This is a genomic window from Sulfurivermis fontis (assembly GCF_004001245.1).
GTDB lineage: Bacteria > Pseudomonadota > Gammaproteobacteria > Thiohalomonadales > Thiohalomonadaceae > Sulfurivermis > Sulfurivermis fontis.
In genome coordinates, this window is sequence record NZ_AP018724.1 from 2,104,375 (window position 1) to 2,126,911 (window position 22,537).

General features: G+C 63.2%; 24 protein-coding genes. 8 read left to right on the forward strand and 16 right to left on the reverse strand.

From position 1 onward, the window contains the following. Positions 1–130: 130 nt before the first annotated feature. Positions 131–2,011 carry a putative bifunctional diguanylate cyclase/phosphodiesterase gene (locus EP379_RS10635; protein WP_127477788.1) on the forward strand — a complete coding sequence of 627 codons (1,881 nt, stop codon included), beginning with the start codon at positions 131–133 and terminating at the stop codon, positions 2,009–2,011. Positions 2,012–2,043: 32 nt separating this feature from the next. Here the strand turns inward: EP379_RS10635 and murI are convergent, their stop codons facing one another. The 10 genes from murI to EP379_RS10685 form a co-directional block, all read right to left on the reverse strand. Then, positions 2,044–2,832, reverse strand: a complete 789-nt coding sequence (murI, locus tag EP379_RS10640) for a glutamate racemase (protein WP_232023893.1) — start codon at positions 2,830–2,832, stop codon at positions 2,044–2,046. A 210-nt stretch (positions 2,833–3,042) separates the two neighbouring features. Beyond that, positions 3,043–4,623 (reverse strand): peptide chain release factor 3, encoded by a 1,581-nt coding sequence (locus EP379_RS10645; protein ID WP_127477790.1) that lies wholly within the window; start codon positions 4,621–4,623, stop codon positions 3,043–3,045. Positions 4,624–4,844: 221 nt separating this feature from the next. Next, entirely contained in the window at positions 4,845–6,194 is a 1,350-nt protein-coding gene (locus EP379_RS10650; RefSeq protein ID WP_127478893.1) for a M48 family metalloprotease, read from the reverse strand. 19 nt (positions 6,195–6,213) lie between these two features. Then, entirely contained in the window at positions 6,214–6,678 is a 465-nt protein-coding gene (gene rimI / locus EP379_RS10655) for a ribosomal protein S18-alanine N-acetyltransferase (protein WP_127477791.1), read from the reverse strand. Then, complete coding sequence (locus EP379_RS10660; RefSeq protein ID WP_127477792.1) at positions 6,675–7,412, reverse strand: uracil-DNA glycosylase; 738 nt, start codon at positions 7,410–7,412, stop codon at positions 6,675–6,677. Before EP379_RS10660 ends, rimI begins: the two co-directional genes overlap by 4 nt. A gap of 5 nt (positions 7,413–7,417) precedes the next feature. Then, a complete protein-coding gene (locus EP379_RS10665) occupies positions 7,418–8,968 on the reverse strand; it encodes a 2-isopropylmalate synthase (RefSeq protein WP_127477793.1) in 1,551 nt (516 codons plus the stop codon). Between the two features lie 136 nt (positions 8,969–9,104). Beyond that, on the reverse strand, positions 9,105–9,881 hold the full coding sequence (gene pssA, locus EP379_RS10670; protein WP_127477794.1) for a CDP-diacylglycerol--serine O-phosphatidyltransferase: 777 nt from the start codon (positions 9,879–9,881) through the stop codon (positions 9,105–9,107). Between the two features lie 153 nt (positions 9,882–10,034). Continuing rightward, complete coding sequence (gene ilvC / locus EP379_RS10675) at positions 10,035–11,051, reverse strand: ketol-acid reductoisomerase (RefSeq protein WP_127477795.1); 1,017 nt, start codon at positions 11,049–11,051, stop codon at positions 10,035–10,037. Positions 11,052–11,150: 99 nt separating this feature from the next. Then, positions 11,151–11,645, reverse strand: coding sequence for an acetolactate synthase small subunit (ilvN, locus tag EP379_RS10680; RefSeq protein ID WP_127477796.1), 495 nt, complete (start codon positions 11,643–11,645; stop codon positions 11,151–11,153). A gap of 3 nt (positions 11,646–11,648) precedes the next feature. Continuing rightward, a complete protein-coding gene (locus EP379_RS10685) occupies positions 11,649–13,346 on the reverse strand; it encodes an acetolactate synthase 3 catalytic subunit (protein ID WP_127477797.1) in 1,698 nt (565 codons plus the stop codon). A 205-nt stretch (positions 13,347–13,551) separates the two neighbouring features. Between EP379_RS10685 and EP379_RS10690 the strand changes: the two genes are divergently transcribed. The 4 genes from EP379_RS10690 to EP379_RS10705 all read left to right on the forward strand — a co-directional run bounded on the left by EP379_RS10690 (position 13,552) and on the right by EP379_RS10705 (position 16,696). Beyond that, complete coding sequence (locus EP379_RS10690; protein WP_127477798.1) at positions 13,552–13,992, forward strand: DUF4124 domain-containing protein; 441 nt, start codon at positions 13,552–13,554, stop codon at positions 13,990–13,992. Then, on the forward strand, positions 13,992–14,336 hold the full coding sequence (locus tag EP379_RS10695) for a phenylpyruvate tautomerase MIF-related protein (protein WP_127477799.1): 345 nt from the start codon (positions 13,992–13,994) through the stop codon (positions 14,334–14,336). The genes EP379_RS10690 and EP379_RS10695 overlap by 1 nt, the downstream gene beginning before the upstream one ends. Before the next feature lie 87 nt (positions 14,337–14,423). After that, positions 14,424–16,133, forward strand: a complete 1,710-nt coding sequence (locus tag EP379_RS10700) for a proline--tRNA ligase (protein ID WP_127477800.1) — start codon at positions 14,424–14,426, stop codon at positions 16,131–16,133. After that, positions 16,133–16,696, forward strand: coding sequence for a lytic transglycosylase domain-containing protein (locus EP379_RS10705; RefSeq protein ID WP_127477801.1), 564 nt, complete (start codon positions 16,133–16,135; stop codon positions 16,694–16,696). The genes EP379_RS10700 and EP379_RS10705 overlap by 1 nt, the downstream gene beginning before the upstream one ends. 39 nt (positions 16,697–16,735) lie before the next feature. Here EP379_RS10705 and EP379_RS10710 read toward each other — a convergent pair whose 3' ends face one another. The 6 genes from EP379_RS10710 to EP379_RS16700 all read right to left on the reverse strand — a co-directional run bounded on the left by EP379_RS10710 (position 16,736) and on the right by EP379_RS16700 (position 20,957). After that, positions 16,736–17,002, reverse strand: a complete 267-nt coding sequence (locus tag EP379_RS10710; protein WP_127477802.1) for an acylphosphatase — start codon at positions 17,000–17,002, stop codon at positions 16,736–16,738. Next, positions 17,002–17,772, reverse strand: coding sequence for an efflux RND transporter periplasmic adaptor subunit (locus EP379_RS10715; RefSeq protein ID WP_127477803.1), 771 nt, complete (start codon positions 17,770–17,772; stop codon positions 17,002–17,004). Before EP379_RS10715 ends, EP379_RS10710 begins: the two co-directional genes overlap by 1 nt. A gap of 13 nt (positions 17,773–17,785) precedes the next feature. Then, positions 17,786–19,099, reverse strand: coding sequence for a TolC family protein (locus EP379_RS10720; protein WP_127477804.1), 1,314 nt, complete (start codon positions 19,097–19,099; stop codon positions 17,786–17,788). Positions 19,100–19,113: 14 nt separating this feature from the next. Next, a complete protein-coding gene (locus tag EP379_RS10725) occupies positions 19,114–19,641 on the reverse strand; it encodes a thioredoxin family protein (protein WP_172600449.1) in 528 nt (175 codons plus the stop codon). 41 nt (positions 19,642–19,682) lie between these two features. Continuing rightward, positions 19,683–20,135: a TlpA family protein disulfide reductase gene (locus EP379_RS10730; RefSeq protein ID WP_127477805.1), complete on the reverse strand. Its 453-nt coding sequence runs from the start codon at positions 20,133–20,135 to the stop codon at positions 19,683–19,685. Positions 20,136–20,321: 186 nt separating this feature from the next. Then, positions 20,322–20,957, reverse strand: coding sequence for a LysM peptidoglycan-binding domain-containing protein (locus EP379_RS16700; protein ID WP_232023895.1), 636 nt, complete (start codon positions 20,955–20,957; stop codon positions 20,322–20,324). A 234-nt stretch (positions 20,958–21,191) separates the two neighbouring features. On the opposite strand from EP379_RS16700, the gene arsC reads away from it, so the two are divergent. The 3 genes from arsC to EP379_RS10750 are packed head-to-tail and all read left to right on the forward strand — an operon-like array spanning position 21,192 to position 22,534. Further along, complete coding sequence (gene arsC, locus EP379_RS10740) at positions 21,192–21,539, forward strand: arsenate reductase (glutaredoxin) (RefSeq protein ID WP_127477806.1); 348 nt, start codon at positions 21,192–21,194, stop codon at positions 21,537–21,539. Between the two features lie 3 nt (positions 21,540–21,542). After that, positions 21,543–22,163, forward strand: coding sequence for an NAD(P)H:quinone oxidoreductase (wrbA, locus tag EP379_RS10745; protein ID WP_127477807.1), 621 nt, complete (start codon positions 21,543–21,545; stop codon positions 22,161–22,163). Beyond that, the gene (locus EP379_RS10750; RefSeq protein WP_127477808.1) at positions 22,160–22,534 is read left to right on the forward strand and encodes a DUF2069 domain-containing protein; all 375 of its coding nucleotides are present in this window, start codon (positions 22,160–22,162) and stop codon (positions 22,532–22,534) included. Before wrbA ends, EP379_RS10750 begins: the two co-directional genes overlap by 4 nt. Positions 22,535–22,537 lie beyond the last annotated feature (3 nt).

Here is a 22,537-nt window from a genome sequence, read left to right on the forward strand (position 1 = left end):
CTGCAACGCCTCTGATGCGCCGTAATGGTGCATGCGGTGCGCATCACCTCCGGGCTCTCCCACCGCCCTGACAGCAAGGACGTAACCCTGTATGCTGATATGCCATGTAAAAAATCAGTTATAACGACTCGTGAAGCTGCTCGACATCATCCATAACATCGCGCTTCTGGTTGCCCTCGCCGCACTGTATCAGGTGGTCATTTCGCGTCTGCTGTTCCGCAGTGTCGGCGGCCAGATCGTCTTTGGTCTGCTGTTCGGTACGGTGGCGATCCTCGGCATGCTGGCGCCGGTCAGCTTCACGCCGGGCATCATCTTCGATGGCCGCTCCATCATCCTCGCCGTCGCCGGCCTCATCGGCGGTCCGTTGGTCGCCCTGGTCAGCGCAGTGGTTGCTGGAAGCTTCCGCCTGTGGCTGGGAGGCGGTGGCGCCGCCGTCGGTGCGAGCGTCATCGCCATGGCCGCCGGCATCGGAACGGCGTTCCACTACTACCGCCGCCGCCTCGGTGGTCATCTTTCTCCCCTGCAGCTGCTCGGCTTCGGTCTGCTGGTGCACGTCATCATGCTGGCGCTGTTCCTGTTGTTGCCGCATGGTCATGGCCTGCGCATCATCGAGGAACTGGGAGCGGTGATTCTGGTTGTTTATCCCTTGGCCACCATGCTGATCAGTATGTTGTTCCAGGACTATGAGGAGCAGGAGACCACCAGGGCCCACCTGCACCAGCTCGCCTATTACGACAGCCTCACCGGCCTGCCCAACCGCGCCCTGCTTATCCAGCGTCTGGAGCGGCTGCTCGCCGACAGGCCGGAGAAGCCGGGCGACGGTGTGCTGATGTTTTTCAACCTCGACCGCTTCAAGACGCTCAACGATGCCCGCGGCCATGCCACCGGCGACAGCCTGCTGCGTGAAGTCGCTGCCCGCACCAAGCCGTTGCTGCACTCCGGCGATACCCTGGCGCGGGTCGGCGCAGACGAATTTGCCCTGCTGCTACACCGTCCCGGCGAACACGCCACCACCTTCCGCCTGACCATTACCGAGCTGGCCGGGCGGCTGCACGAAACGCTGCGCCAACCGTTGCACATAGGCTCCGATGAAATCTCCATCACCTTCAGCCTGGGTATCGTCATCTTCACCCCCGGCAGCGGTGAAAGCGCCAGCGATACCATGCGCTGTGCCGACACCGCCTTGCATCAGGCAAAACAGCGCGGCGGCAACCAGACCGTGTTCTTCGAGCAGACCATGTCCAAGACGGTGGAACACCGTTTCCGCATCGAACGCGAACTGCGTCGCGCCATCCAGAATGGCGAACTGCGGCTGTTCTTGCAGTCACAGGTCGACGCGGCGGGCGAGATCGTCGGCGCCGAATCCCTGATTCGCTGGCAACATCCGGAACGCGGCCTGATCACCCCGGCCGCCTTCATCCCCATCGCCGAGGAAACCGATCTCATCATCGATGTCGATACCTGGGTGTTCACCGAGGCCTGCACCCTGCTGACCCGCGTCGAGCTGGCCGATCGGCCGCTGCGTCTGTCGGTCAACATCAGTCCGCGCCATTTCCGCCAGCCCAGTTTCGTCGCCTGGGTCAAGGAAACCCTGCGTGCGACCGGTGCCAACCCGCGCCAGCTCACCCTGGAGATCACCGAAGGCCTGCTCATCGACAATCTCAACGACATCATCGCCAAGATGAATGAGCTGACCGCCCTTGGCATCCGCTTCTCGGTGGATGACTTTGGTACCGGCTATTCCTCGCTCACCTACCTCAAGCGCCTGCCGATCCACGAGATCAAGATCGACAAGTCCTTCGTGCAGGATGCCCCCAGTGATCCCAACGATGCCACCCTGGTGGATACCATCCTCGCCGTCGCCGAACGCATGGAACTCGATGTCGTTGCCGAGGGTGTGGAAACCAGCGAGCAGGCCGCCTTCCTCAACGCCCGCGGCAGGATCCTGCATCAGGGCTATCTGTACAGCCGGCCGGAACCGGCGGAAATCTGGCTGGAACGCCTGCGCTGAGGTTCCAGGACACGTCAGCCATTAGCGCGGCCTCATTCCTGCCAAGCCTCCAAGGCGACCTCCTCCGGCCACAACCGCAGCAATACCGCTGCCATCCGTTGCGGATCACCACTGGTAAGAAAACGCACCTCGCCCCGTCCGCACTCCTGCAACGTTCCGGCAGCAAGCAGACGACGGCGCAGTTCGGCCGCCACGGCGGGGCCGGTTTCCAGCACCTCCACCGCCGCACCGGCGATCTCTTCGATAAGGCCGCGCAGAAAGGGGTAGTGGGTACAGCCGAGCACAATCTGATCGGCCCCGGCCGCTAGCAGCGGCGCGAGATATCCCTGCAACAGGCGGCGGGTCTCGGCCCCCTCCCAGTCCCCCTGCTCGACCCGCTCCACCAGGCCCGGGCAGGCCTGCGCCACTACCCGGGCGCGATCACCGTAGCGGGCCAACAGCGCGGCATAACGCGGGCTGGCGAGGGTGGCACTGGTGGCGAGTACGCCGACGGTACCGCTGCTGGTGCGATGCACGGCCGGCTTCACCGCCGGTTCGATGGCGACGATGGGCAGGGAATAGAGCGTGCGCAAGTGCTCCACCGCAACGGCGGTGGCGGTGTTGCAGGCCACCACCACCGCCTTGGCGCCGTGCTCCACCAGATACCGGGTGATGCGCTCGGAACGTTCGCGGATACGCTCGGGGGTCAGGTCGCCGTAGGGGGCGTGGGCCGAGTCGGCGATATACAGCAGGTTTTCCGCCGGCAGCAATTCGCGGATGGCGCGCAACACGGATAGGCCGCCCACACCGGAATCGAACACGCCGATGAATCCCGCCTGCACAGTTCCCTCCATTCAGCGAAAACAAACCCGTTAAACGCAAAGACGCCAAGGCCGCCACGCACGCAAGGAGTGGTGATGTCCATTGTGGAAGCCCGATTTATCAGGCACCCGCCCAGCAGAGCTGGGCACCCACAAAAACCGGGCAAGTACCTTAGGCGCTGGAAAACTTTGCGCTCTTGGCGGCCTTGGCGTCTTTGCGTTGAAAGCCTCTTACTTCTCCCGCGTATCGAAGAAGCGCACCTCCGGCCAACGCTCCTGGGTCAGATTCAGATTGACGCGGGTGGGCGCCAGGTAGGTGAGCAGGCCGGAGCCGTCGATGGCGAGGTTGTCGTGGGCCTTCACCTTGAACTCCTCCAGCTTCTTGGCGTCGTCACATTCCACCCAACGTGCCGTATTGATGGTCACCGGCTCGAAGATGCAGTCGACGTTGTACTCGTCCTTCAAACGATAGGCCACCACATCGAACTGCAGCACGCCGACCGCGCCGAGGATCAGGTCGTTGTTCTTGAGCGGACGGAACAACTGGGTGGCGCCCTCCTCCGACAGCTGTTCCAGTCCCTTCTGCAACGCCTTCATGCGCAGCGGATCCTTCAGCACGGCGCGGCGGAACAGCTCCGGTGCGAAATGCGGGATACCGGTGAACTTGAGGTCCTCGCCCTCGGTGAAGGTGTCGCCGATCTGGATGGTGCCGTGGTTGTGCAGGCCAATGATGTCGCCGGGCCAGGCATCCGCCACCTGCTCGCGCTCCTGCGCCATGAAGGTGATGGCCTGCGCGATCTTCACGTCGCGGCCGATGCGCACGTGTTTTACCTTCATGCCCTGACTGTAGCGGCCGGAGCAGACACGCAGGAAAGCGACGCGGTCGCGGTGCGCCGGGTCCATATTGGCCTGAATCTTGAACACAAAGCCGCTGAACTTCTCCTCGGTGGGCTGCACGGTGCGCGTCGTGGTGGCGCGCGGCAGCGGCATCGGCGCATAGTCCACCAAGGCGTCGAGCACCTCGCGCACACCGAAGTTATTGATGCCGGAACCGAAGAACACCGGAGTCATTTCACCCTGGCGGAACGCCGCCAGATCGAACTCGTGGCTGGCGCCGCGCACCAGTTCGATCTCGTCGCGCAGTTCCTGCGCCAGGCTGCCGAACAGTTCGTCCAGGCGCGGATTGTCCAGGCCCTGCACGATCTCCGCCTCGGCGATCCTGCCGCCGTGCTGGGCCGAGAACAGATAGATGGCGTCGTTGTAGAGGTGGAACACACCCTTGAAACCCTTACCCATGCCGATGGGCCAGGTGATGGGGGCGCACTTGATCTTCAGCACCTGCTCCACTTCATCCAGCAGGTCGATGGGCGGCCGGCTCTCGCGGTCCATCTTGTTGACGAAGGTGATGATCGGCGTATCGCGCAGGCGGCAGACGTCCATCAGCTTGATGGTGCGCTCCTCGACGCCCTTGGCACCGTCGATGACCATCAGTGCCGAGTCCACCGCCGTGAGCACGCGGTAGGTGTCCTCGGAGAAGTCCTCGTGGCCCGGGGTATCGAGCAGGTTGATGACATGATCGCGGTAGGGAAACTGCATCACCGAGGAGGTGACCGAGATGCCGCGCTGCTTTTCCAGCTCCATCCAGTCGGAGGTGGCGTGGCGCGCGGCCTTGCGCCCCTTCACCGTGCCGGCCAGCTGGATCGCCCCACCGAACAGCAGCAGTTTTTCCGTCAGCGTGGTCTTGCCGGCGTCCGGGTGGGAGATGATGGCGAAGGTGCGGCGGCGCGCCGCCTCTTTCTCGAAGATGCTCATGGGTATCGTGATAGCCGCAAAAGGTCGTCATTTTACCTGATCCCGGGCCCGCCGTGGGCTAGCAGCCTGTCGGACTTGGGACTGCTCTACTGCACTGGCGGGAGAACGGTCCAAATTTCCCCGCTTTTTCCCTACATGGAACCACCATGCGCGTCAGAATCGTGAAAATTAACCTCGTTCTCCCACCATGCGCGCTACGATCGCCCAACTCCGACAGGCTGCTAGCGCAGATAACCCCAGCTCTTCAGGCGCTGGGCGGAATACTTGGCGGCATCCCCCTGTTGCGTGATCCCCAGGTAGGCGCGGTAGTGCTGTGCCGCCCCCTTCTTGTCGCCCGCACCCTCCAGCGCCACGCCCATAAGGAAGGTGACGCCCGGATCCCCGGGCAACAACTGATCGAAACGCTGCAGGGATTCGTAGGCGGCATCGGGCTGGCGCATGCTCAGCGACAATACGCCGAGCAGTTTGTGCGCCTGCGCCTCCTGCGGGTACACATCCTTGGCCTTACTGGCGTATTCGCGCGCCTCCTTGTTCTTCTTCTGCGCCTGCAGGCATTGCGCCATACGCAGGTTGGCGGCGTAATCGTCCGGTGTCAGCTTGAGTGCGGCCTGGAAATGTTCCTCCGCCTTTTTATATTCCTTGGCGGCCAGTGCGGTCTCGCCGCGTTTGCATTCGTCGATGGTGGACTTGAGCTTGCGCAGGCTGGCGGTGCTGTCCATGAAGCGTTCGCGCTGCGGATCGGCCTTCTTGCTCGCCGCATAGCGCGTATCGGCCAGTTCGCGTGCCGTATTGCGCCGCTCGGTGCTCATCGGGTGGGACGAAAACATGGTTTCCAACAGGCTGGGCTCGTGCTTTTCCTGGTCTACCAGGAGCTGATGCAGACGCACCATGCCGGTAGCGGGATAGCCGCCACGCACCATGTACTCCTGCCCCAGCGCATCGGCCTCGCGCTCGTTGTCACGCGAGTAGCTGGCCAGCAGCGCACTGGCGCCGATGGTGCTGCCGATGCCCGCCACCGTACCCCATTCCGAATCAGCAGTCGCCACGGCGACACTGGCTATCGCCACCTGGGCCAGCAGCGCCTTGCCCTGGCGTTGTGCCGCATGGCGTGCATTGACATGGCCGATCTCGTGCCCCAGCAGTGCCGCCAGTTCCGCCTCGTCATCCAATTCGGTGAGGATGCCGCGCGTCACGCCCATGGCGCCGCCGGGGAAGGTATAGGCGTTGATATAGTTGGCGTTCAGCACGCGAAAGGAATACGGCATCTGCGGACGGTGGCTGCGCTGGGCCAGGCTGCGGCCGACACCGCTGACGTAGTCGTTCACCGCGCCATCCTGAATGGCGCCCAGATCGGCGGAAAACTGGTGCGGCGACACTTGTGCATCGACCGCACGTTCCTGTGCCTCGCTCATGCCGACCAGGATGCTCTTGCCGGTCACCGGCGAGGTGGCGCATCCCTGTAGCGAGATACCGGCCGCACCCAGCGTACCGGCCCCGAGCAGCCATAGCGCCTGGCGCCGGGTAATGCGGTTGAGTTGCAGACTCCTGGCCAGTTCATCACCGAAACTCATCATGCTTCCTCCCTGCAGTTCAAAGTGCCAGCGCCATGATCAGCGCGTCCTCACGGCCACGTGCCGCCGGATAATAATCGCGCCGCAGGCCGGCCTGGTTAAAACCGATGGATTCATAAAGATGCACCGCTACCCGATTGGACGGGCGGACCTCGAGAAACGCGGTGTCGGCACCGTGACCGCGCGCCAGATCGAGCAGATGGTTCAGCAACTTGCGTCCCAGGCCGCGGCCCTGATGATCGGGATGTACCGAGATGTTGAGGATATGCGCCTCGCCGGCGCCGACCGACAGGATGCCATAGCCGATGATACTGTCAGCCGCCTCGTATACCCAGCAACTGTAATTGGCGCGCAGGCAATCGCGCATGATGCCTTCGGTCCAGGGATAAGGGTAATTGAGCAGTTCGATCACCATTACACCGGGCACATCCTCCTCATGCATCGGACGCAGACGCGGCGCTGCATTGTGCAGTGACGCACTCATGACGCACGCTGCTGTTGCATGACAGTCAGCGCCAGACGCAGGTCAGCCCAGGCCTTGCGCTTCTCCCCCGGCGAACGCAGCAGATAGGCCGGATGATAGGTGACCACCAGGGGGATGTCGCCATAGCGGTGAACCTGGCCGCGCAACTTACCGATGGGCGTATCGGTCTTGAGCAGGTGCTGCGCCGCGATGCGCCCGACCACCAGGATCAGGCGCGGTTCGATTAGCGCGATCTGCCGTTGCAGATAAGGTTCACAGTTGGCCGCCTCGTCGGGACGGGGATCACGATTGCCGGGCGGACGGCACTTGAGCACGTTGGCAATGTACACCTGCCCGCGCTGAAGGCCGATGGCATGCAGCATGGCGTTGAGCAGCTGGCCGGCACGGCCGACGAAGGGTTCACCCTGGGCATCTTCCTCGGCCCCCGGTGCCTCGCCGATCACCAGCCACTGGGCCTGGCGATCGCCGACGCCGAACACGGTCTGGGTGCGCGACGCGGTAAGCTCGGCGCACAGGGTGCAGTTCTTCACCCGCTGTTGCAGTGCCTCCCAGTCCAGCGACGCGATGTCATCCTTAGCATCGCCCTGGGACGAGGAACGAGGTACGAGGGGCGAGGGAATGTTTTCCTCGGGACTCGTATCGCTTACCTCATCCCTCCCGGGTGCGCTGCTGTCGCGTCGTACCCAGGTCTGGATGTCCATGGCATCGAGATACTGCAGGCGCCGCGTGTCCATCGCACTCAGACGGTCGGTACCTGCGGATGGGCCCGCTCCGACGGCGCCATGATCTTGTTGAGCGCGTTGAGGTAGGCCTTGGCCGAGGCGATGACGATGTCGGTATCGGCGCCCTGGCCGTTGACGATGCGACCGCCCTTCTCCAGGCGCACGGTGACCTCGCCCTGGGCGTCGGTGCCGCTGGTGATGTTGTTGACCGAATACAGTTGCAGGGTGGTGCCGCTGTCGATCACGCTCTCGATGGCCTTGAAGGTGGCATCCACCGGACCGCCGCCCTGGGCACACAGCTTCTGCTCCTCACCATCCACCGCCAGCGTGACGCAGGCCTCCGGCGTCTCGCCGGTTTCGCAGCAGACATGCAGATACACCAGCTTGATGCGCTCGTTGACGTCGCTCTCGATAGCGGTCTCGGTCACCAGGGCCTGCAGATCCTCGTCGAAGATTTCATGCTTCTTGTCGGCCAGGTCCTTGAAGCGGGCAAAGGCGGCATTGAGGGCCTCGTCCGATTCGAACTCGATACCCAACTCGCTGAGGCGGCTCTTGAAGGCATTGCGGCCGGAGTGCTTGCCCAGCACCATGCGATTGGCGCTCCAGCCCACGTCTTCGGCGCGCATGATTTCGTAGGTCTCACGGTGTTTGAGCACGCCGTCCTGGTGGATGCCCGACTCGTGGGCGAAGGCATTGGCGCCGACGATGGCCTTGTTGGGCTGCACGGCGAAGCCGGTGATGCTGGCGACGAGGCGCGAGGTGGGCACGATCTGGGTGGTGTCGATGTGTTCCACCTGACAGGGGAACACGTCCTGACGCGTGCGCACCGCCATCACGATCTCCTCCAGCGCGGCGTTGCCGGCGCGCTCGCCCAAGCCGTTGATGGTGCACTCCACCTGGCGCGCGCCGCTCATCACCGCGGCCAGCGAATTGGCCACGGCGAGACCGAGGTCGTTGTGACAGTGTACCGAGAACACCGCCTGGTCGGCGTTGGGCGTGCCCTCGATGGCCTTGCGCACCAGTTCGCCGAACTGGTGCGGCACGTTGTAGCCGACGGTGTCCGGGATGTTGATGGTGCGCGCGCCGGCCTTGATCACTGCCTCGAAGATACGGTTCAGAAAGGCGATGTCGGAACGGCCGGCATCTTCGGCGGAAAACTCCACGTCATCGGTGTAGTGGCGCGCACGCTTCACCGCCTGCACCGCCTGCTCCACCACCTGGTCCGGCGTCATGCGCAGCTTGCGCTCCATGTGGATCGGTGAGGTGGCGATGAAGGTGTGGATGCGGCCGGAGGCCGCCTCCTTCAGCGCCTCGCCGGCGCGGTCGATGTCCTTGTCCAGGGCACGCGCCAGGGAACACACCGTGCTGTCCTTCACCGCACGCGCCACCGCCTGCACCGACTCGAAATCGCCCTGGCTGGCGATGGCGAAACCGGCCTCGATGACGTTGACGCCCATGCGCTCCAGCGCCTTGGCGATGCGCACCTTCTCATCGCGCGTCATGGAGGCGCCGGGACTCTGTTCGCCGTCACGCAGGGTGGTGTCGAAAATAATCAGGGAGTCTTTCATCTAAAACCTCAATCGGTCCGCGAATGAACGCCAATGTACGCAAATAAACACCCGCCGGAAACTACCGCCTCATATCCGGTTCACTGGCGCTGTTTGCGTCCATTCGCGTTCATTTGCGGACCCCATTGTTGAAGGGTTAAATGTCGGCGGGCGGCGTACCAGTATCGTCGGAGTCGTGATGACGCTCGCGGCGCTTGCGCTGGCGCAGGTACACGGTCATCACCGGACCGGACAGGGCATAGAGCAGAAACACACCGAACAGCACCTTGGGCGGATCGATGGTGATGGTGACATAGACCAGCACCACGATGAGGATGGCGACGAAAGGCACCTTGCCGCGCAGGTCCAGCCCCTTGAAGCTGTGGTAGCGGATGTTGCTCACCATCAACAGCCCGGCGGCCAGGGTCAGTACGAAGGCCACCCAGCGCATGGTCTCGCCTTCCAGACCAAGGTCATGGCTGACCCATACCAGACCGGCGACGATGGCGGCGGCGGACGGACTGGCCAGCCCCTGGAAGAAACGCTTGTCGGCGACATGCACCTGGGTATTGAAACGGGCCAGGCGCAGGGCAGCGGCGGCGGCATAGATGAAGGCGGCGAGCCAGCCCACCTTGCCCAGGCTCTCCAGTGCCCAGGAATAGACCACCAGGGCCGGCGCCAGGCCGAAGGAGACCATGTCGGACAGGCTGTCGTATTCGGCGCCGAAGGCGCTCTGGGTATTGGTCAGGCGGGCGACGCGGCCATCGATGCCGTCCAGCACCATGGCGATGTAGATGGCCACCGGTGCCGCGACATATTGCCCGTTCATCGCCGCCACGATGGCGTAGAAACCGGCAAACAGGGCAGCGGTGGTAAACAGGTTGGGCAGCAGGTAGATGCCGCGCGGGCGCTTGGGGGTAATGTCGTCGGTCATGATGGTCCTCGCAGGACTGACAGTTTAACCCGAACACCCGGCAAATGCGCGCCGGGTCCCGTCACGAAATCGTCACGCCGGCCATGCCCAGAAATCAAAACGGCCGGCCCCCCTGGGGGAGCCGGCCGTCCGTGCAACGGAAGGTCCGGAACCTTAGTTCTTGGACTTGTCCACCAGCTTGTTGGCGGCGATCCACGGCATCATGGAACGCAGCTTCTCGCCCACCACCTCGATCTGGTGCGCGGCGTTGTTGCGGCGCCAGGCGGTCATCTCGGGATAGTTGCTCATACCTTCCAGGATGAAGCGCTTGGCGTAAGTGCCGTTCTGGATGTTCTCCAGCGCCTCGCGCATGGCCCGGCGCGACTCCTCGTTGATCACCTTGGGACCGGTGACATACTCGCCGTACTCCGCGTTGTTGGAGATGGAGTAGTTCATGTTGGCGATGCCGCCTTCGTACATCAGGTCGACGATCAGCTTGAGCTCGTGCAGACACTCGAAGTAGGCCATCTCCGGCGCGTAGCCGGCCTCGACCAGGGTCTCGAAACCGGCCTTGACCAGCTCGACGGCGCCGCCGCACAGCACGGCCTGCTCGCCGAACAGGTCGGTCTCGGTCTCGTCCTTGAAGGTGGTCTCGATGATGCCGGTGCGGCCGCCGCCGATGGCGGAGGCGTAGGACAGCGCGGTGGCCTTGGCCTTGCCGGAGGCGTCCTGGAACACGGCGATCAGGTCGGGGATGCCGCCGCCCTTGACGAACTCGGAGCGCACGGTGTGGCCCGGTGCCTTGGGGGCGATCATGATCACGTCCAGATCCTTGCGCGGCACGATCTGGTTGTAGTGGATGGAGAAACCGTGGGCGAAGGCCAGGGTGGCGCCCTGCTTCAGGTTCGGCTCCAGGTCTTCGCGGTACAGCTTGGACTGGAACTCGTCCGGGGTCAGGATCATCACCAGGTCGGCTTCCTTCACCGCCTCGGGAACGGACTTCACCTTGAGGCCCGCATTCTCCGCCTTCTTGGCGGAGGAGGAACCGGGGCGCAGGGCGACGGTGACGTCGACGCCGGAGTCCTTCAGGTTGTTGGCGTGGGCGTGGCCCTGGGAGCCGTAGCCGACGATGACCACCTTCTTGCCCTTGATGATGGAGATATCACAGTCTTTGTCGTAGAAAATGTTCACAGCTCTGTTCCTTTCAGATAGTTGCAAGTTACAAGTTTCAAGTTGCAAGTAAAAAGCGGTTCCTCTTGTTACCTGTCACTTGCCACTTGGGACTGGTTGTCAAATCCTCAGCGCCTTTTCGCCACGCGAAATACCCATCACGCCGGAGCGCACGGTTTCCAGGATCAGGCCCTTGTCCAGCGCCTGGATGAAGCCGTCCAGCTTGGCACTGTCGCCGGTCACCTCGATGGTGTAGGTGCTGTCGGTGACGTCGATGATGCGGCCGCGGAAGATGTCGGCCATGCGCTTCACCTCGTCGCGCTGGTCACCGCCCACGGCGCGCACCTTGATCAGCATCATCTCGCGCTCGATGTGCGGCCCCTCGGTGAGGTCCATCAGCTTGACCACGTCGATGAGCTTGTTCAGCTGCTTGGTGATCTGCTCGATGATGTCGTCGGAACCGCGCGTCACCAGGGTCATGCGCGACAGCGAAGGATCCTCGGTGGGTGCCACGGTGAGCGATTCGATATTGTAGCCGCGCGCGGAGAACAGCCCGGCCACGCGCGACAGCGCGCCGGCCTCGTTTTCAATCAGGATGGAGATGATGTGCCGCATCGCTTACACCAGAATCATTTCGTCCAGGCCGGCACCGGCCGGAACCATGGGATAGACATTCTCCGTCTGGTCGGTGAGGAAGTTCATGAACACCAGACGGTTCTTGTACTTGGTGAAGGCCTCCTTCAGCGCCGCCTCCACGTCCGCCGGCTTGTCGATCTGCATGCCGACATGGCCGTAGGCCTCGGCCAGCTTCACGAAGTCGGGCAGCGACTCCATATAGGAATGCGAATAGCGCCGGTCGTAGAAGAACTCCTGCCACTGCCGCACCATGCCGAGGAAGCGATTGTTGAGGCAGATGATCTTGATGGGCAGACCGTACTGCAGGCAGGTGGACAGCTCCTGGATGTTCATCTGAATGGAGCCTTCGCCGGTGACGCACACCACAGTGGCCTTGGGGTGGGCGAACTGCACGCCCATCGCCGCCGGCAGGCCGAAGCCCATGGTGCCGAGGCCGCCGGAGTTGATCCAGCGGCGCGGCTTGTCGAAGCGGTAGAACTGCGCGGTCCACATCTGGTGCTGCCCCACGTCGGAGCAGACGAAGGCATCGCCCTTGGTGATCTTGTGCAGGGTCTCCAGCACGTACTGCGGCTTGATCAGCTCGGAACTCTTGTCGTACTTGAGACAATCCTTGGCGCGCCACTCGTCGATCTGCTTCCACCACTTGGCCAGCGCGTCGCCGTCGGGCGTCTCGCCGGACTCCTTGATCAGCTTGAGCATGTCCTTCAGCACCTGCTCGACGCTGCCGACGATGGGGACGTCCACCTTCACGTTCTTGGAGATGGAAGACGGATCGATGTCGATGTGGATGATCTTGGCGTGCGGGCAGAACTTCTGCACGTTGCCGGTGACGCGGTCGTCGAAACGGGCGCCGATGGCCACCAGCACATCGCAGTGCGACATCGCCATGTTGGCCTCGTAGGTGCCGTGCATGCCCAGCATGCCGACGAACTGCTTGTCGCTGGCCGGATAGCCGCCCAGGCCCATGGAGGTGTTGGTCACCGGATAGCCGAGCAGGCGCGCGAATTCGATCAGCTGTTTGGAGGCATCATTCAGCACCACGCCACCGCCGGTGTACAGCATCGGCCGCTTGGCACCGAGGATCATGCCCACCGCACGCTTGATCTGGCCGGTGTGGCCCTTCACCACCGGATTGTAGGAACGCATGCTCACCGTCTTGGGGAACACGTACTTGGTGCGGTTGGCGGTGACGTCCTTGGGGATGTCCACCACCACCGGACCGGGGCGGCCGGTCTGGGCGATGTAGAAGGCCTTCTTGAGGGTGATGGCCAGATCCTTGACGTCCTTCACCAGGAAGTTGTGCTTGACGCAGGGGCGGGTAATGCCCACGGAGTCCACCTCCTGGAAGGCGTCGTTACCGATCAGGCTGGTAGGCACCTGGCCGGTCAGCACCACCATGGGGATGGAATCCATATAGGCGGTGGCGATGCCGGTGACGGCATTGGTGGCGCCGGGGCCGGAGGTTACCAGGACGACACCGGACTTGCCGGTGGAGCGGGCATAACCGTCGGCGGCGTGGGTCGCGGCCTGCTCGTGCCGCACCAGGATGTGCTTGACGGCATCCTGCTTGTACAGGGCGTCGTAGATATGCAGCACGGCACCACCCGGGTAACCGAACAGATATTCGACGCCCTCGTCTTGCAGAAAACGGACGACGATTTCGGCACCGGTCAGCTCCACCTCAGGAATCCCCCAGAAAAAAAGCCCGCAGAAACGGGCAGGTTACGAAAAGATTGCGGTCAGAAGGTGGGAAGCTACTGAGATTCGCCGCCGAGGTCAAGTGCGTGCGGGCTTTTGCGACGCTTTCCCCTTGTCCGTCGCCGGGAAAAAACCATAATAAGTGCCATGGTGCCGATCCAGGCACCCCCAACAGGACAAGATAGCCATGAACAAGGGAAACTCATTCCGGGGACTCATGCTCGCTGCCGCTCTGCTGGCCGCCTCAGCGGGCAGCCTCGCCACCACCATGTACAAGTGGACCGACAGTGAGGGCAATGTTCAGTACACGCAAACCCCGCCGCCCAAGGGCAGTTTCCAGAAGATGACCCCGCCGCCGGCCCCCGCCTCGGAACCCACGCCGACACAAGCAACAGAACCCGCCGCGGAACAACCCGCCGCAGAGACCGGGCAGGAAGAGGCGGAACGTAAGCGGCTGGAGGCTGCCGTGGCCAAGCACAACTGCGAAACCGCGCGCAAGAACCTGGATATCTACACCGCCTTCCGCCGCGTCATGAACGACAAGGGCGAGATCGTCACCCTGGACGACGATGAACGGGCAGCCAAGATCAAGGAAGCCAACGAGATGATTCAGAAGTACTGCCGCTGATGCCTTACCTGCTTATCAAGACCAATCTGACACCTGCGGCCGACGCCGTCCCGGCGCTGCTGCGCAACGTATCGCAGCAGATGGCCCAGGCCCTCGGAAAACCCGAGGACTATGTCATGGTGGCGCTGGAACACTCCTGCCCCATGCTGTTCGCGGGCAGTGACGCCCCCCTCGCCTACCTGGAATTGAAGAGCATCGGCCTGCCCCAGGCGCGCACGGCCGAACTTTCCGCCCTGCTCGCCGACCTGCTCCACCGGGAACTGGGCATCAGTCCCGCCCGCATCTACATCGAGTTCGCCGATGCCGCCGCCCCGCTGTGGGGCTGGAACGGCGCGACGTTTTAATCTTTTACCCCCGCTCGATTATCATAGGCACCCGGCGCCGCGTTCGCGGCGCATACCGCATTGTCATCCACGGAGAAACAGCTTCCCATGCGCGCATCCCGCACCCTGATCGCCACCGTCAAGGAAACCCCGGCGGACGCCGAAGTCATCAGCCACCAGCTCATGCTGCGCGCCGGCCTGATCCGCAAACTGGCCGCCGGCCTCTACACCTGGCTGCCGCTCGGCCTGCGCGTGCTGCGCAACGTCGAGGCCATCGTGCGCGAGGAGATGAACCGCGCCGGCGCCCAGGAGGTGCTGATGCCGGCAGTGCAGCCGGCCGAGCTGTGGCAGGAGTCCGGGCGCTGGGACCAGATGGGCGAGGAGATGCTGCGCCTGAAGGACCGCCACCAGCGCGACTTCTGTTTCGGCCCGACCCATGAGGAGATCATCACCGACCTGTGCCGCAACGAGCTGCGCTCCTACAAGCAGCTGCCGGCCAACTTCTACCAGATCCAGACCAAGTTCCGCGACGAGCGCCGGCCGCGCTTCGGCGTGATGCGGGCGCGGGAATTCCTGATGAAGGATGCCTACTCCTTCCACATCAATGAGGAGTCGCTGAAGGAAACCTATCAGGTGATGCACGACACCTACTGCCGCATCTTCGACCGCCTCGGCCTGCAATACCGCCCGGTGCTGGCCGACACCGGCGCCATCGGCGGCACCGGCTCGCACGAGTTCCACGTCCTGGCCGACTCCGGCGAGGATGCCATCGCCTTCTCCGACCAGAGCGATTACGCCGCCAACGTGGAGATGGCCGAGGCCCTGGCACCGGCCGGCCCCCGCCCGGCACCGGGCGAGGACCTGCGCCTGGTCGACACCCCCACGGCGAAGACCATCGCCGAGCTGGTGGAACAGTTCCAGCAACCCATCGAACGCACGGTGAAAACCTTGGTGGTGCGCGGCCGTGAGGGCGGACTGGTGGCCCTGCTGGTGCGCGGCGACCACGAGCTGAACGCCATCAAGGCGGCCAAGCTGCCGCAGGTGGCGAGCCCGCTGCAGATGGCCACCGAAGCGGAGATCCGCGCCGTCGTGAATGCCGGTCCCGGCTCACTCGGCCCCATCAAACTGCCGCTCCCCCTCATCGCCGATCGCACGGTGGCGCAGATGGCCGACTTCGCAGCCGGCGCCAACGTCGACGGCAAGCACTACTTCGGCATCAACTGGGAGCGAGACCTGCCGCTGCCCGAAGTCGCCGACATCCGCAACGTGGTGGAAGGCGACCCCAGCCCGGACGGCCAGGGTACGCTGCACATCAAGCGCGGCATCGAGGTCGGCCACATCTTCCAGCTGGGCAAGAAATATTCCGAGGCGATGAAGGCGGCGGTGCTGGACGAGAGCGGCAAGGCGGTCACCCTGACCATGGGCTGCTACGGCATCGGCGTGTCACGCGTGGTGGCCGCCGCCATCGAGCAGAACCACGACGAGCGCGGCATCATCTGGCCGGACGCCATCGCCCCCTTCCACCTGGCCCTGGTGCCCATCGGCATGCACAAGTCCGAGCGCCTGGCGGCGGCGGCCGAACAGCTGTACGCGGAACTGCAGGCCGCCGGCTACAGCGTACTGTTCGACGACCGCAAGGAGCGCCCCGGCGTGATCTTCGCCGACCTCGACCTGCTCGGCATCCCGCACCGTCTGGTGCTTTCCGAGCGTGGTCTCGACGCCGGTAGCATCGAATACAAGGGACGCCGCGACGCCGAGGCTCAGGACGTTGCCCTGGCCGGGCTGACCGGATTCCTCGCCGGCAAGGTCAAACGCTGATGGGAAACCGGCGCACCCTCGCTCTGGGCCTGCTGCTGGCAGCGGCGACAGTCCACGGTGCGCCGCAGCAGCTGGATGAGGATCTGCGTCAGCGGCTGGCGCTGGCCCTGGCGGAAGATGGCAGCGCGCAGGATCGCTTCGAGGCCGAGGTCTGGCTCACCGACATGGCAACCCGGCTTACGCCGCGCCTGCCTGACCCGCAGGAGCGGCTGAACCTGTTGCGCCAGGTCTATCGGGAGGCAAAACGTGCCGACCTGCCGCCGGAACTGGTGCTTGCCGTGATCCAGGTGGAAAGTAATTTCGATCGCTTCGCCATCTCGGTGGCCGGCGCGCAGGGACTGATGCAAATCATGCCGTTCTGGCTCGATGAAATCGGCCACCCCGACGACAACCTGTTCCACATCCACACCAATCTGCGCATGGGCTGCACCATTCTGCGCTACTACCTGGACAAGGAAGGCGGCGATCTCACCCGCGCCCTGGCCCGCTACAACGGCAGTCCCGGCAGCGCCAGATACCCGCAGCGCATCTACACCGCGCTGCGCACACACTGGTACAAATAGAGGGATTGAACTCTGAGGAAGCTCTGCATAAGTTCAGAGCTAGAAAGTAGCAAAACCGTCGGCGGCGGCCTCCGCCGCCGACTCGCACTGCACATCGCTTACCACGGCGGCGGGCGGTCCCTGCCAGAGCCAGTCCTGCAGTTGCCGCAATGCCGCCTCATCGCCACAGGCCAATACCTCGACGCGGCCATCGGGCAGGTTGCGGGCATAACCGGTGAGCCCCAGTGCCAGCGCCTGGCGCTGGGTGGCGGCCCGATACCAGACCCCCTGCACCTTGCCGGCGACCAGGCAACGGCAACAGCTCATCAGGGCAACACGACAACTGCGCTCTGCCCGGCGCGCAGACGCTCGGTGCGGGGATATTCAAACAGGACATCGACTTCGTAGCGGGCCACGCCGCCGGCGGCAATCACCGGCTCCATACCCACCCGCTGCACCTTGCCCTGAAAGACCTTGTTGCCGGCACGCACCTGCACATCCAAGCCTGTGCGCAACGCCGCCAGTTCCTGCTCGCTCACCTCGACCCGTGCCAGCATGCGGCCAGTCTCGGCTAACACCAGCAACGGCACACTCTGCATACGTGTCACCACCGTCTGACCCACCTCGGCACGGCGCTCCAGGATCACACCGTCGAAGGGTGCCGTTACCCGGCTGTACTCCAGTTCCAGTCGCGCCAACGTGCGTTCAGCCTCGGCTGCTTGCAACTCCGCCTCGGCATTGCTCAGCGCTATCTTGGCCAACTGCAATTCGTGATCCGACAGCAAAGTGCGGTCATACATCTCGCTCGTCCGCTCCAGTTCACGCTTGGCTTCGTCCCGCGCCTCCCGCGCACTCAGCACCCGGGACTCCGCCTTCCTCACCAGGGCATTGAAACCGCGCGGATCAAGATTGAGCAGCAGCTGTCCCTGCTGCACCTCGTCGCCATTATTGACCGCTACCTGGCTGATCACCCCGGAGGCTGGCGTGCTCAGCTCCACGCGACGCAGCCATTGCAGGCTCCCGGTCACCTCTCCCGCCGGCAGCGCTGTGGAGGCCAGCAGACCGCACAACACCAATATCCCACGCGTCATCTTCATCGTAGCTTCTACCTTATTGTCGTACTGCGGCTGCCTCCGGCGGCAAGGCACCGCCAGTCAGGGCATCCATACGCTCCCAGGCCAGTGCCATGGCAAAACGCACATTAAGCTCATCCAGCTGGGCCTCGGTGAGGCGTACCATGGCATCCCCCAGATCAGCCTGTACCTCCATTTCGTAGAGTGCACGGCTGCGGTCCAGATACAGATCGCGGAAATTGCGCTGCGCAATGACACGCTCATGCTCAACACGCAGATTTTTCAATTCAGTCCACAGTTCCAGGACAGCTTGGCGCAAGGAACGCTCGCCTTCTGTCAGCTCGGCCTGGACCCGGTACAACTCCGCCTGCTGACGCGCTACCGCTGACTGGGTGGAACCGCCATCATACAGTGGTACTTCCACATAGATGCTGGCGCGCATCTTGTCGTTGGAGCCCATGGAGCGGGAATACTCGGAGGCTTCCAGTTCACCGCTGATACGCGGGCGGCGGCCGGCGTAAGCCCCCTCCAGCCGCTGCCGTGCCGCCTCCACACGTTTGCGCAATGCCTGCAGGCGCGGGTTTTCCGCCATAGCCTTGCCCAGCAACTGTTCATATTCCGGCAAGCTGCGCTGCAGCTGCGGCAGCTCCGGACGTACCAGAGTGGAAGGCAACATGCCGGGGCGATTGAGCACAATGGCCAACTGCGCACGCGCCACACGCATGCGATTCTCGCTGGCGGTACGATTGCGCCGCGTCTGTTCGTACTCGTTTTCCATAGTGAGTATTTCGAGATCGGAAACCTCCCCCAACTCATGGCGGTTGCGCAAGCGATCCAGCGTGACGTAAGCCACCGCCATGGCCTCATCGTCACGGGCAAATTCCATATCGGCGCGCAGCACATCGAAAAACCGGCGCATGACCTCCAGTTTGCGTTGCCGTGCGCTGTCGAGGTAGATCAGCTCACTGCCGTCCAGTTCCGCCACAGCGGCGGCCTGCTGCGCACTGCTGCGCCCGAAGTCGTACAGATTCTTGCGCGCCAGCAGGCTCGCCTTGTGATCATCACGGGAATCGTCTGCCGTGTTGTCTGCCGGCTCTATCCAGCGGGCGCGTCCCTCCAGCCAGACATTGACGCCGTCACGGGCCTCGGCTTCCAGCACGCCGGCACGAGCCAGATCTACCGCCGCCTGAGCCTGTTGCATGGCCGGATCCAGTTCTTCCGCAAGGGTCAAAGCCTGCTCCAGCGTCAGCGGATCCGGCAACGGCTCGCCTGCGTCCTGCGCAACGACGGATTTGCACAGCAACGACAGGCAGAGTGCCGCATACAAAGCGGTACGTTCGAACATCGACATGGAGAGGCGTCTGCTTATTTTTTCATGTATTCGCGCTTGTACACGGTGAACTTCTGGTTCTTGTACATGCCGTCCGCGACAAACCTGCCCATCAGCAGAAATTCATCTACCCCGGAAGTCCGGCCGGTATGCCGAAAGATTTCCTTGCCATCCAGGTCATAAAAGGCGATGACCGGCGTGGCACGTACCCGGGCAACCTTGGCGAAATCTTTCTGCGTGGTGGTTTTACCGGCAAAATCCACAATCTCGATATCGCCTTCGATATCGACGATGAAATTGAGGAAGTGCTCGCGATAATACTCCTGCACATTGGGCTGGTTGAGCACGTTCTGCTTCATGAAGTGGCAGAAGGGGCATTCATCCATTTCGTAGAAGACCAATACACCTTTCTTGCCCTGATCGCGCGCCTGCTCCAACTCTTCGGCGAAATTGCCGAAGGTTTCGTTGAAGAAATGCACCAGCGGGTCACGCCCGGCCGCTGCCGTCGCTGCGCTGAAGGGCAACAAAGACAACAAACAGGCAACCATCAACATACGCCGCATAGCCTTCTCCTCCTCAGCCTCGATGAAACTGTTATTTGCTGTTATTGATTATTGATGAAGCTCTCGATACCTGCAGCAGTAACCCCGCCTACCTGTCGCGCCACCAGGCGGCCGTCAGGTGCTATCAGATAAGTGGTGGGCAAACCTCGCACCGGACCTACGGTAGCCATGTCAGAAGAGCCAGGCAAGATCGGATAGGAAACAAAATTCTCTTCCACAAACTGACGCAGCTTGTCTATCGTCACCTGCTCCATGTTTACCCCGAGTACCACCGCATCATGATCCTTGTGCCGCTCGTGGAACTCCACTAACTCAGGAATTTCCTCCCGGCAGGGCGGGCACCAGGTTGCCCAGTAGTTGACCACCACCCATTTGCCGCGATAATCGGACAGGCGGTGTTGCTTGCCGTCGATATCCTGCAGCGTGAAATCGGGATTGGCCACAGCAACTGCCGCGACCGACAACAAGGCAAACAGCAAACCTGTACGCAACACTTAATCTCTCCTTACTGTATGTAGGTTGCAGCAGCGGGTACGGTTATTCCCGTACACAATACGTAACAGCACCCATGTAGACCACCGGAACAGTGACACCGTTCCCGCTGCGCGGTATGTCAGTTTTCAGTCCACAAATGCAAAGAGCCCCTTGCGGGGCTCTCGGCAATCTGCAACAACACGGGATTACTTGGCGAGATACGCCTTGTCAGACTCTTCGACCACACCCAGTGACCAGGCACCACGGGTCTTGGCATGGTTGACGGCAGCGGCCACATCGGCGCTGGAGGCGGCACGGTCGATGGCAAGCATCTGGCCCGGGTAAATCAGATCGGCGTCCTTGATCTTGTCGCGGTTGGCCTTGTAGATCAGCGGCCACTGGTAGGGGTTACCGTAGATCTCGCTCTTGCCGGAGATGCGCCACAGGCTGTCACCGCGCACGACTTCGTAACTGGAGGAGGCACTGCCGGCAGCACCCATCTTGGCCATTTCAGCCTCATGCTGAGCCAGGGCGGCTTCAGCCTGACGGCGCGCCTCTTCGGCCAGTGCAATGGCCTTGGCATAGTCGCCGGCCTTCATCGCCTCTTCAGCCTGCTTGATCAGGCCATCGGTGTCGCGCCAGGCGGCACCCGCAGCCTGGGCCTTCTCGGCAGCCAGCTTGGCTTCGTTGATGGCATTTTGTGCTTCCATGCTGGAGGCTGCGGTTTCCTGGGTAGCGGTAGACTCAGCGGCCTCTTCCTTCGGGGCACTGGCACAGCCGACCGCGACCGTCAGCACCAGCGCGGCAAGACCGGAATACTTCAGCATGTTCTTGATTTTCATGTTCATGGCTCCATGCGTCGTTGAATTTTGCTTCCCACGGAGGAAAGGCGGCATACTTCGTACAAACTAACACCCTATGAAAAAGAGTGTCAAGTAAAGCGTTCCTGTATTATCAGTCACTTCCGGCGCGTAGATTGTTAGTGGAATCACAGAATCGGCCGCTGCACACACATGGTCGGCCGCGGCAACTGCCGCTAAAATGCCACCCTCCGACGTACAACAGGCTGCCGCGCCATGACCATCACCATCTACCACAACCCCCGCTGCTCCAAATCGCGCCAGGCGCTGCAACTGATCGGCGAGCACGGCCAGCAGGCCCGGGTCATCAACTATCTCGACACGCCGCCCAGCCACGCCGAACTGGAGCATATCCTCCAACTGCTCGGCCTGGAACCGCGTGAACTGATGCGCAGGAAGGAGGCGGAGTACGCGGAACTGGGGCTGGACAATCCGGCACTGAGCCGCGCCGCCCTCATCGATGCGATGGTGCGGCACCCGCGCCTCATCGAGCGCCCCATCGTGATCAGCGGCCAGCGTGCCGTCATCGGCCGGCCGCCGGAAAAGGTATTGGAACTGCTCTAAGCCATGAACGAGATACTGGTGCTCTACTACAGCCGCCACGGTGCCGTGGCGGACATGGCGCGGCATATCGCCCGCGGCATCGAGGAGGTTGCGGGCATGGCAGCGCGCCTGCGTACGGTACCCGCCGTATCCCCGGAGTGCGCGGCGGTGGCCCCCGAAATACCCGCAGAGGGCGCGCCCTACGCCGAACTGTGCGACCTGGAGGAATGTGTCGGCCTCGCCCTGGGCAGTCCGACCCATTTCGGCAACATGGCGGCACCGCTCAAATACTTTCTCGACCGCACCAGCCCGCTCTGGCTTTCGGGCAGCCTCATAGGTAAACCGGCGGCTGTGTTCACCTCCACCGCCAGCCTGCATGGCGGCCAGGAAAGCACCCTGCTCACCATGATGCTGCCCCTGCTGCACCACGGCATGGTGCTGCTCGGCCTCCCCTACAGCGAGACCGAACTGCTGCATACCCGCAGCGGCGGCACGCCCTATGGCCCCTCCCACCACGCCGGGGCCGATGGCGGCCTGCCGCTGAGCGAGGAGGAAAAGCACCTGTGCCAAGCCCTCGGCCGGCGCCTGGCACTCACCGCCCGCGCCCAACTGGAGGCCGGCAACATCCCGGCGCTGCGCCGATGAATCGTTTACTGCTCGCCCGCACCGCCACCCTCGCCGGTTACTTCGGCCTCATCGCCCTGTTGCTGGCCTGGCAGCTCTGGCTGTCGCCATCCACCCTGCCCACCGGACTGGTCCTGCTGGTGCTGGTCGGACCGCTGCTGTTGCCGCTGCGCGGCCTGTTGCAGGCCCGCCCCAAGAGTCACTTCTGGGCCAGCCTGCTGGCCCTGCTGTATCTGCTGCACGGGGCCGGCGAGGCCTTTGCCACGCCCGGGGATCGGCCGCTGGCGGTGGTGGAGATTGCGCTGGCACTGTGCCTGTACATCGGCGCACTGTCCTATGTCCGCCTCATGGGCGGGGTGATCCCGCGGCGGCCACGCGGCGAGCGGGGTTAAGGA

Excerpts from the sequence above, each read along its gene's own strand:
- EP379_RS10645 (WP_127477790.1), bottom strand. The coding sequence starts at position 4,623 with ATGAGCATCTTCGAGAAAGAGGCGGCGCGCCGCCGCACCTTCGCCATC.
- EP379_RS10650 (WP_127478893.1), bottom strand. The coding sequence starts at position 6,194 with ATGAGTTTCGGTGATGAACTGGCCAGGAGTCTGCAACTCAACCGCATT.
- rimI (WP_127477791.1), bottom strand. The coding sequence starts at position 6,678 with ATGAGTGCGTCACTGCACAATGCAGCGCCGCGTCTGCGTCCGATGCAT.
- EP379_RS10660 (WP_127477792.1), bottom strand. The coding sequence starts at position 7,412 with ATGGACACGCGGCGCCTGCAGTATCTCGATGCCATGGACATCCAGACC.
- EP379_RS10665 (WP_127477793.1), bottom strand. The coding sequence starts at position 8,968 with ATGAAAGACTCCCTGATTATTTTCGACACCACCCTGCGTGACGGCGAA.
- pssA (WP_127477794.1), bottom strand. The coding sequence starts at position 9,881 with ATGACCGACGACATTACCCCCAAGCGCCCGCGCGGCATCTACCTGCTG.
- ilvN (WP_127477796.1), bottom strand. The coding sequence starts at position 11,645 with ATGCGGCACATCATCTCCATCCTGATTGAAAACGAGGCCGGCGCGCTG.
- EP379_RS10690 (WP_127477798.1), top strand. The coding sequence starts at position 13,552 with ATGAACAAGGGAAACTCATTCCGGGGACTCATGCTCGCTGCCGCTCTG.
- EP379_RS10695 (WP_127477799.1), top strand. The coding sequence starts at position 13,992 with ATGCCTTACCTGCTTATCAAGACCAATCTGACACCTGCGGCCGACGCC.
- EP379_RS10700 (WP_127477800.1), top strand. The coding sequence starts at position 14,424 with ATGCGCGCATCCCGCACCCTGATCGCCACCGTCAAGGAAACCCCGGCG.
- EP379_RS10705 (WP_127477801.1), top strand. The coding sequence starts at position 16,133 with ATGGGAAACCGGCGCACCCTCGCTCTGGGCCTGCTGCTGGCAGCGGCG.
- EP379_RS10710 (WP_127477802.1), bottom strand. The coding sequence starts at position 17,002 with ATGAGCTGTTGCCGTTGCCTGGTCGCCGGCAAGGTGCAGGGGGTCTGG.
- EP379_RS10715 (WP_127477803.1), bottom strand. The coding sequence starts at position 17,772 with ATGAAGATGACGCGTGGGATATTGGTGTTGTGCGGTCTGCTGGCCTCC.
- EP379_RS10720 (WP_127477804.1), bottom strand. The coding sequence starts at position 19,099 with ATGTCGATGTTCGAACGTACCGCTTTGTATGCGGCACTCTGCCTGTCG.
- EP379_RS10725 (WP_172600449.1), bottom strand. The coding sequence starts at position 19,641 with ATGCGGCGTATGTTGATGGTTGCCTGTTTGTTGTCTTTGTTGCCCTTC.
- EP379_RS16700 (WP_232023895.1), bottom strand. The coding sequence starts at position 20,957 with ATGAAAATCAAGAACATGCTGAAGTATTCCGGTCTTGCCGCGCTGGTG.
- arsC (WP_127477806.1), top strand. The coding sequence starts at position 21,192 with ATGACCATCACCATCTACCACAACCCCCGCTGCTCCAAATCGCGCCAG.
- wrbA (WP_127477807.1), top strand. The coding sequence starts at position 21,543 with ATGAACGAGATACTGGTGCTCTACTACAGCCGCCACGGTGCCGTGGCG.
- EP379_RS10750 (WP_127477808.1), top strand. The coding sequence starts at position 22,160 with ATGAATCGTTTACTGCTCGCCCGCACCGCCACCCTCGCCGGTTACTTC.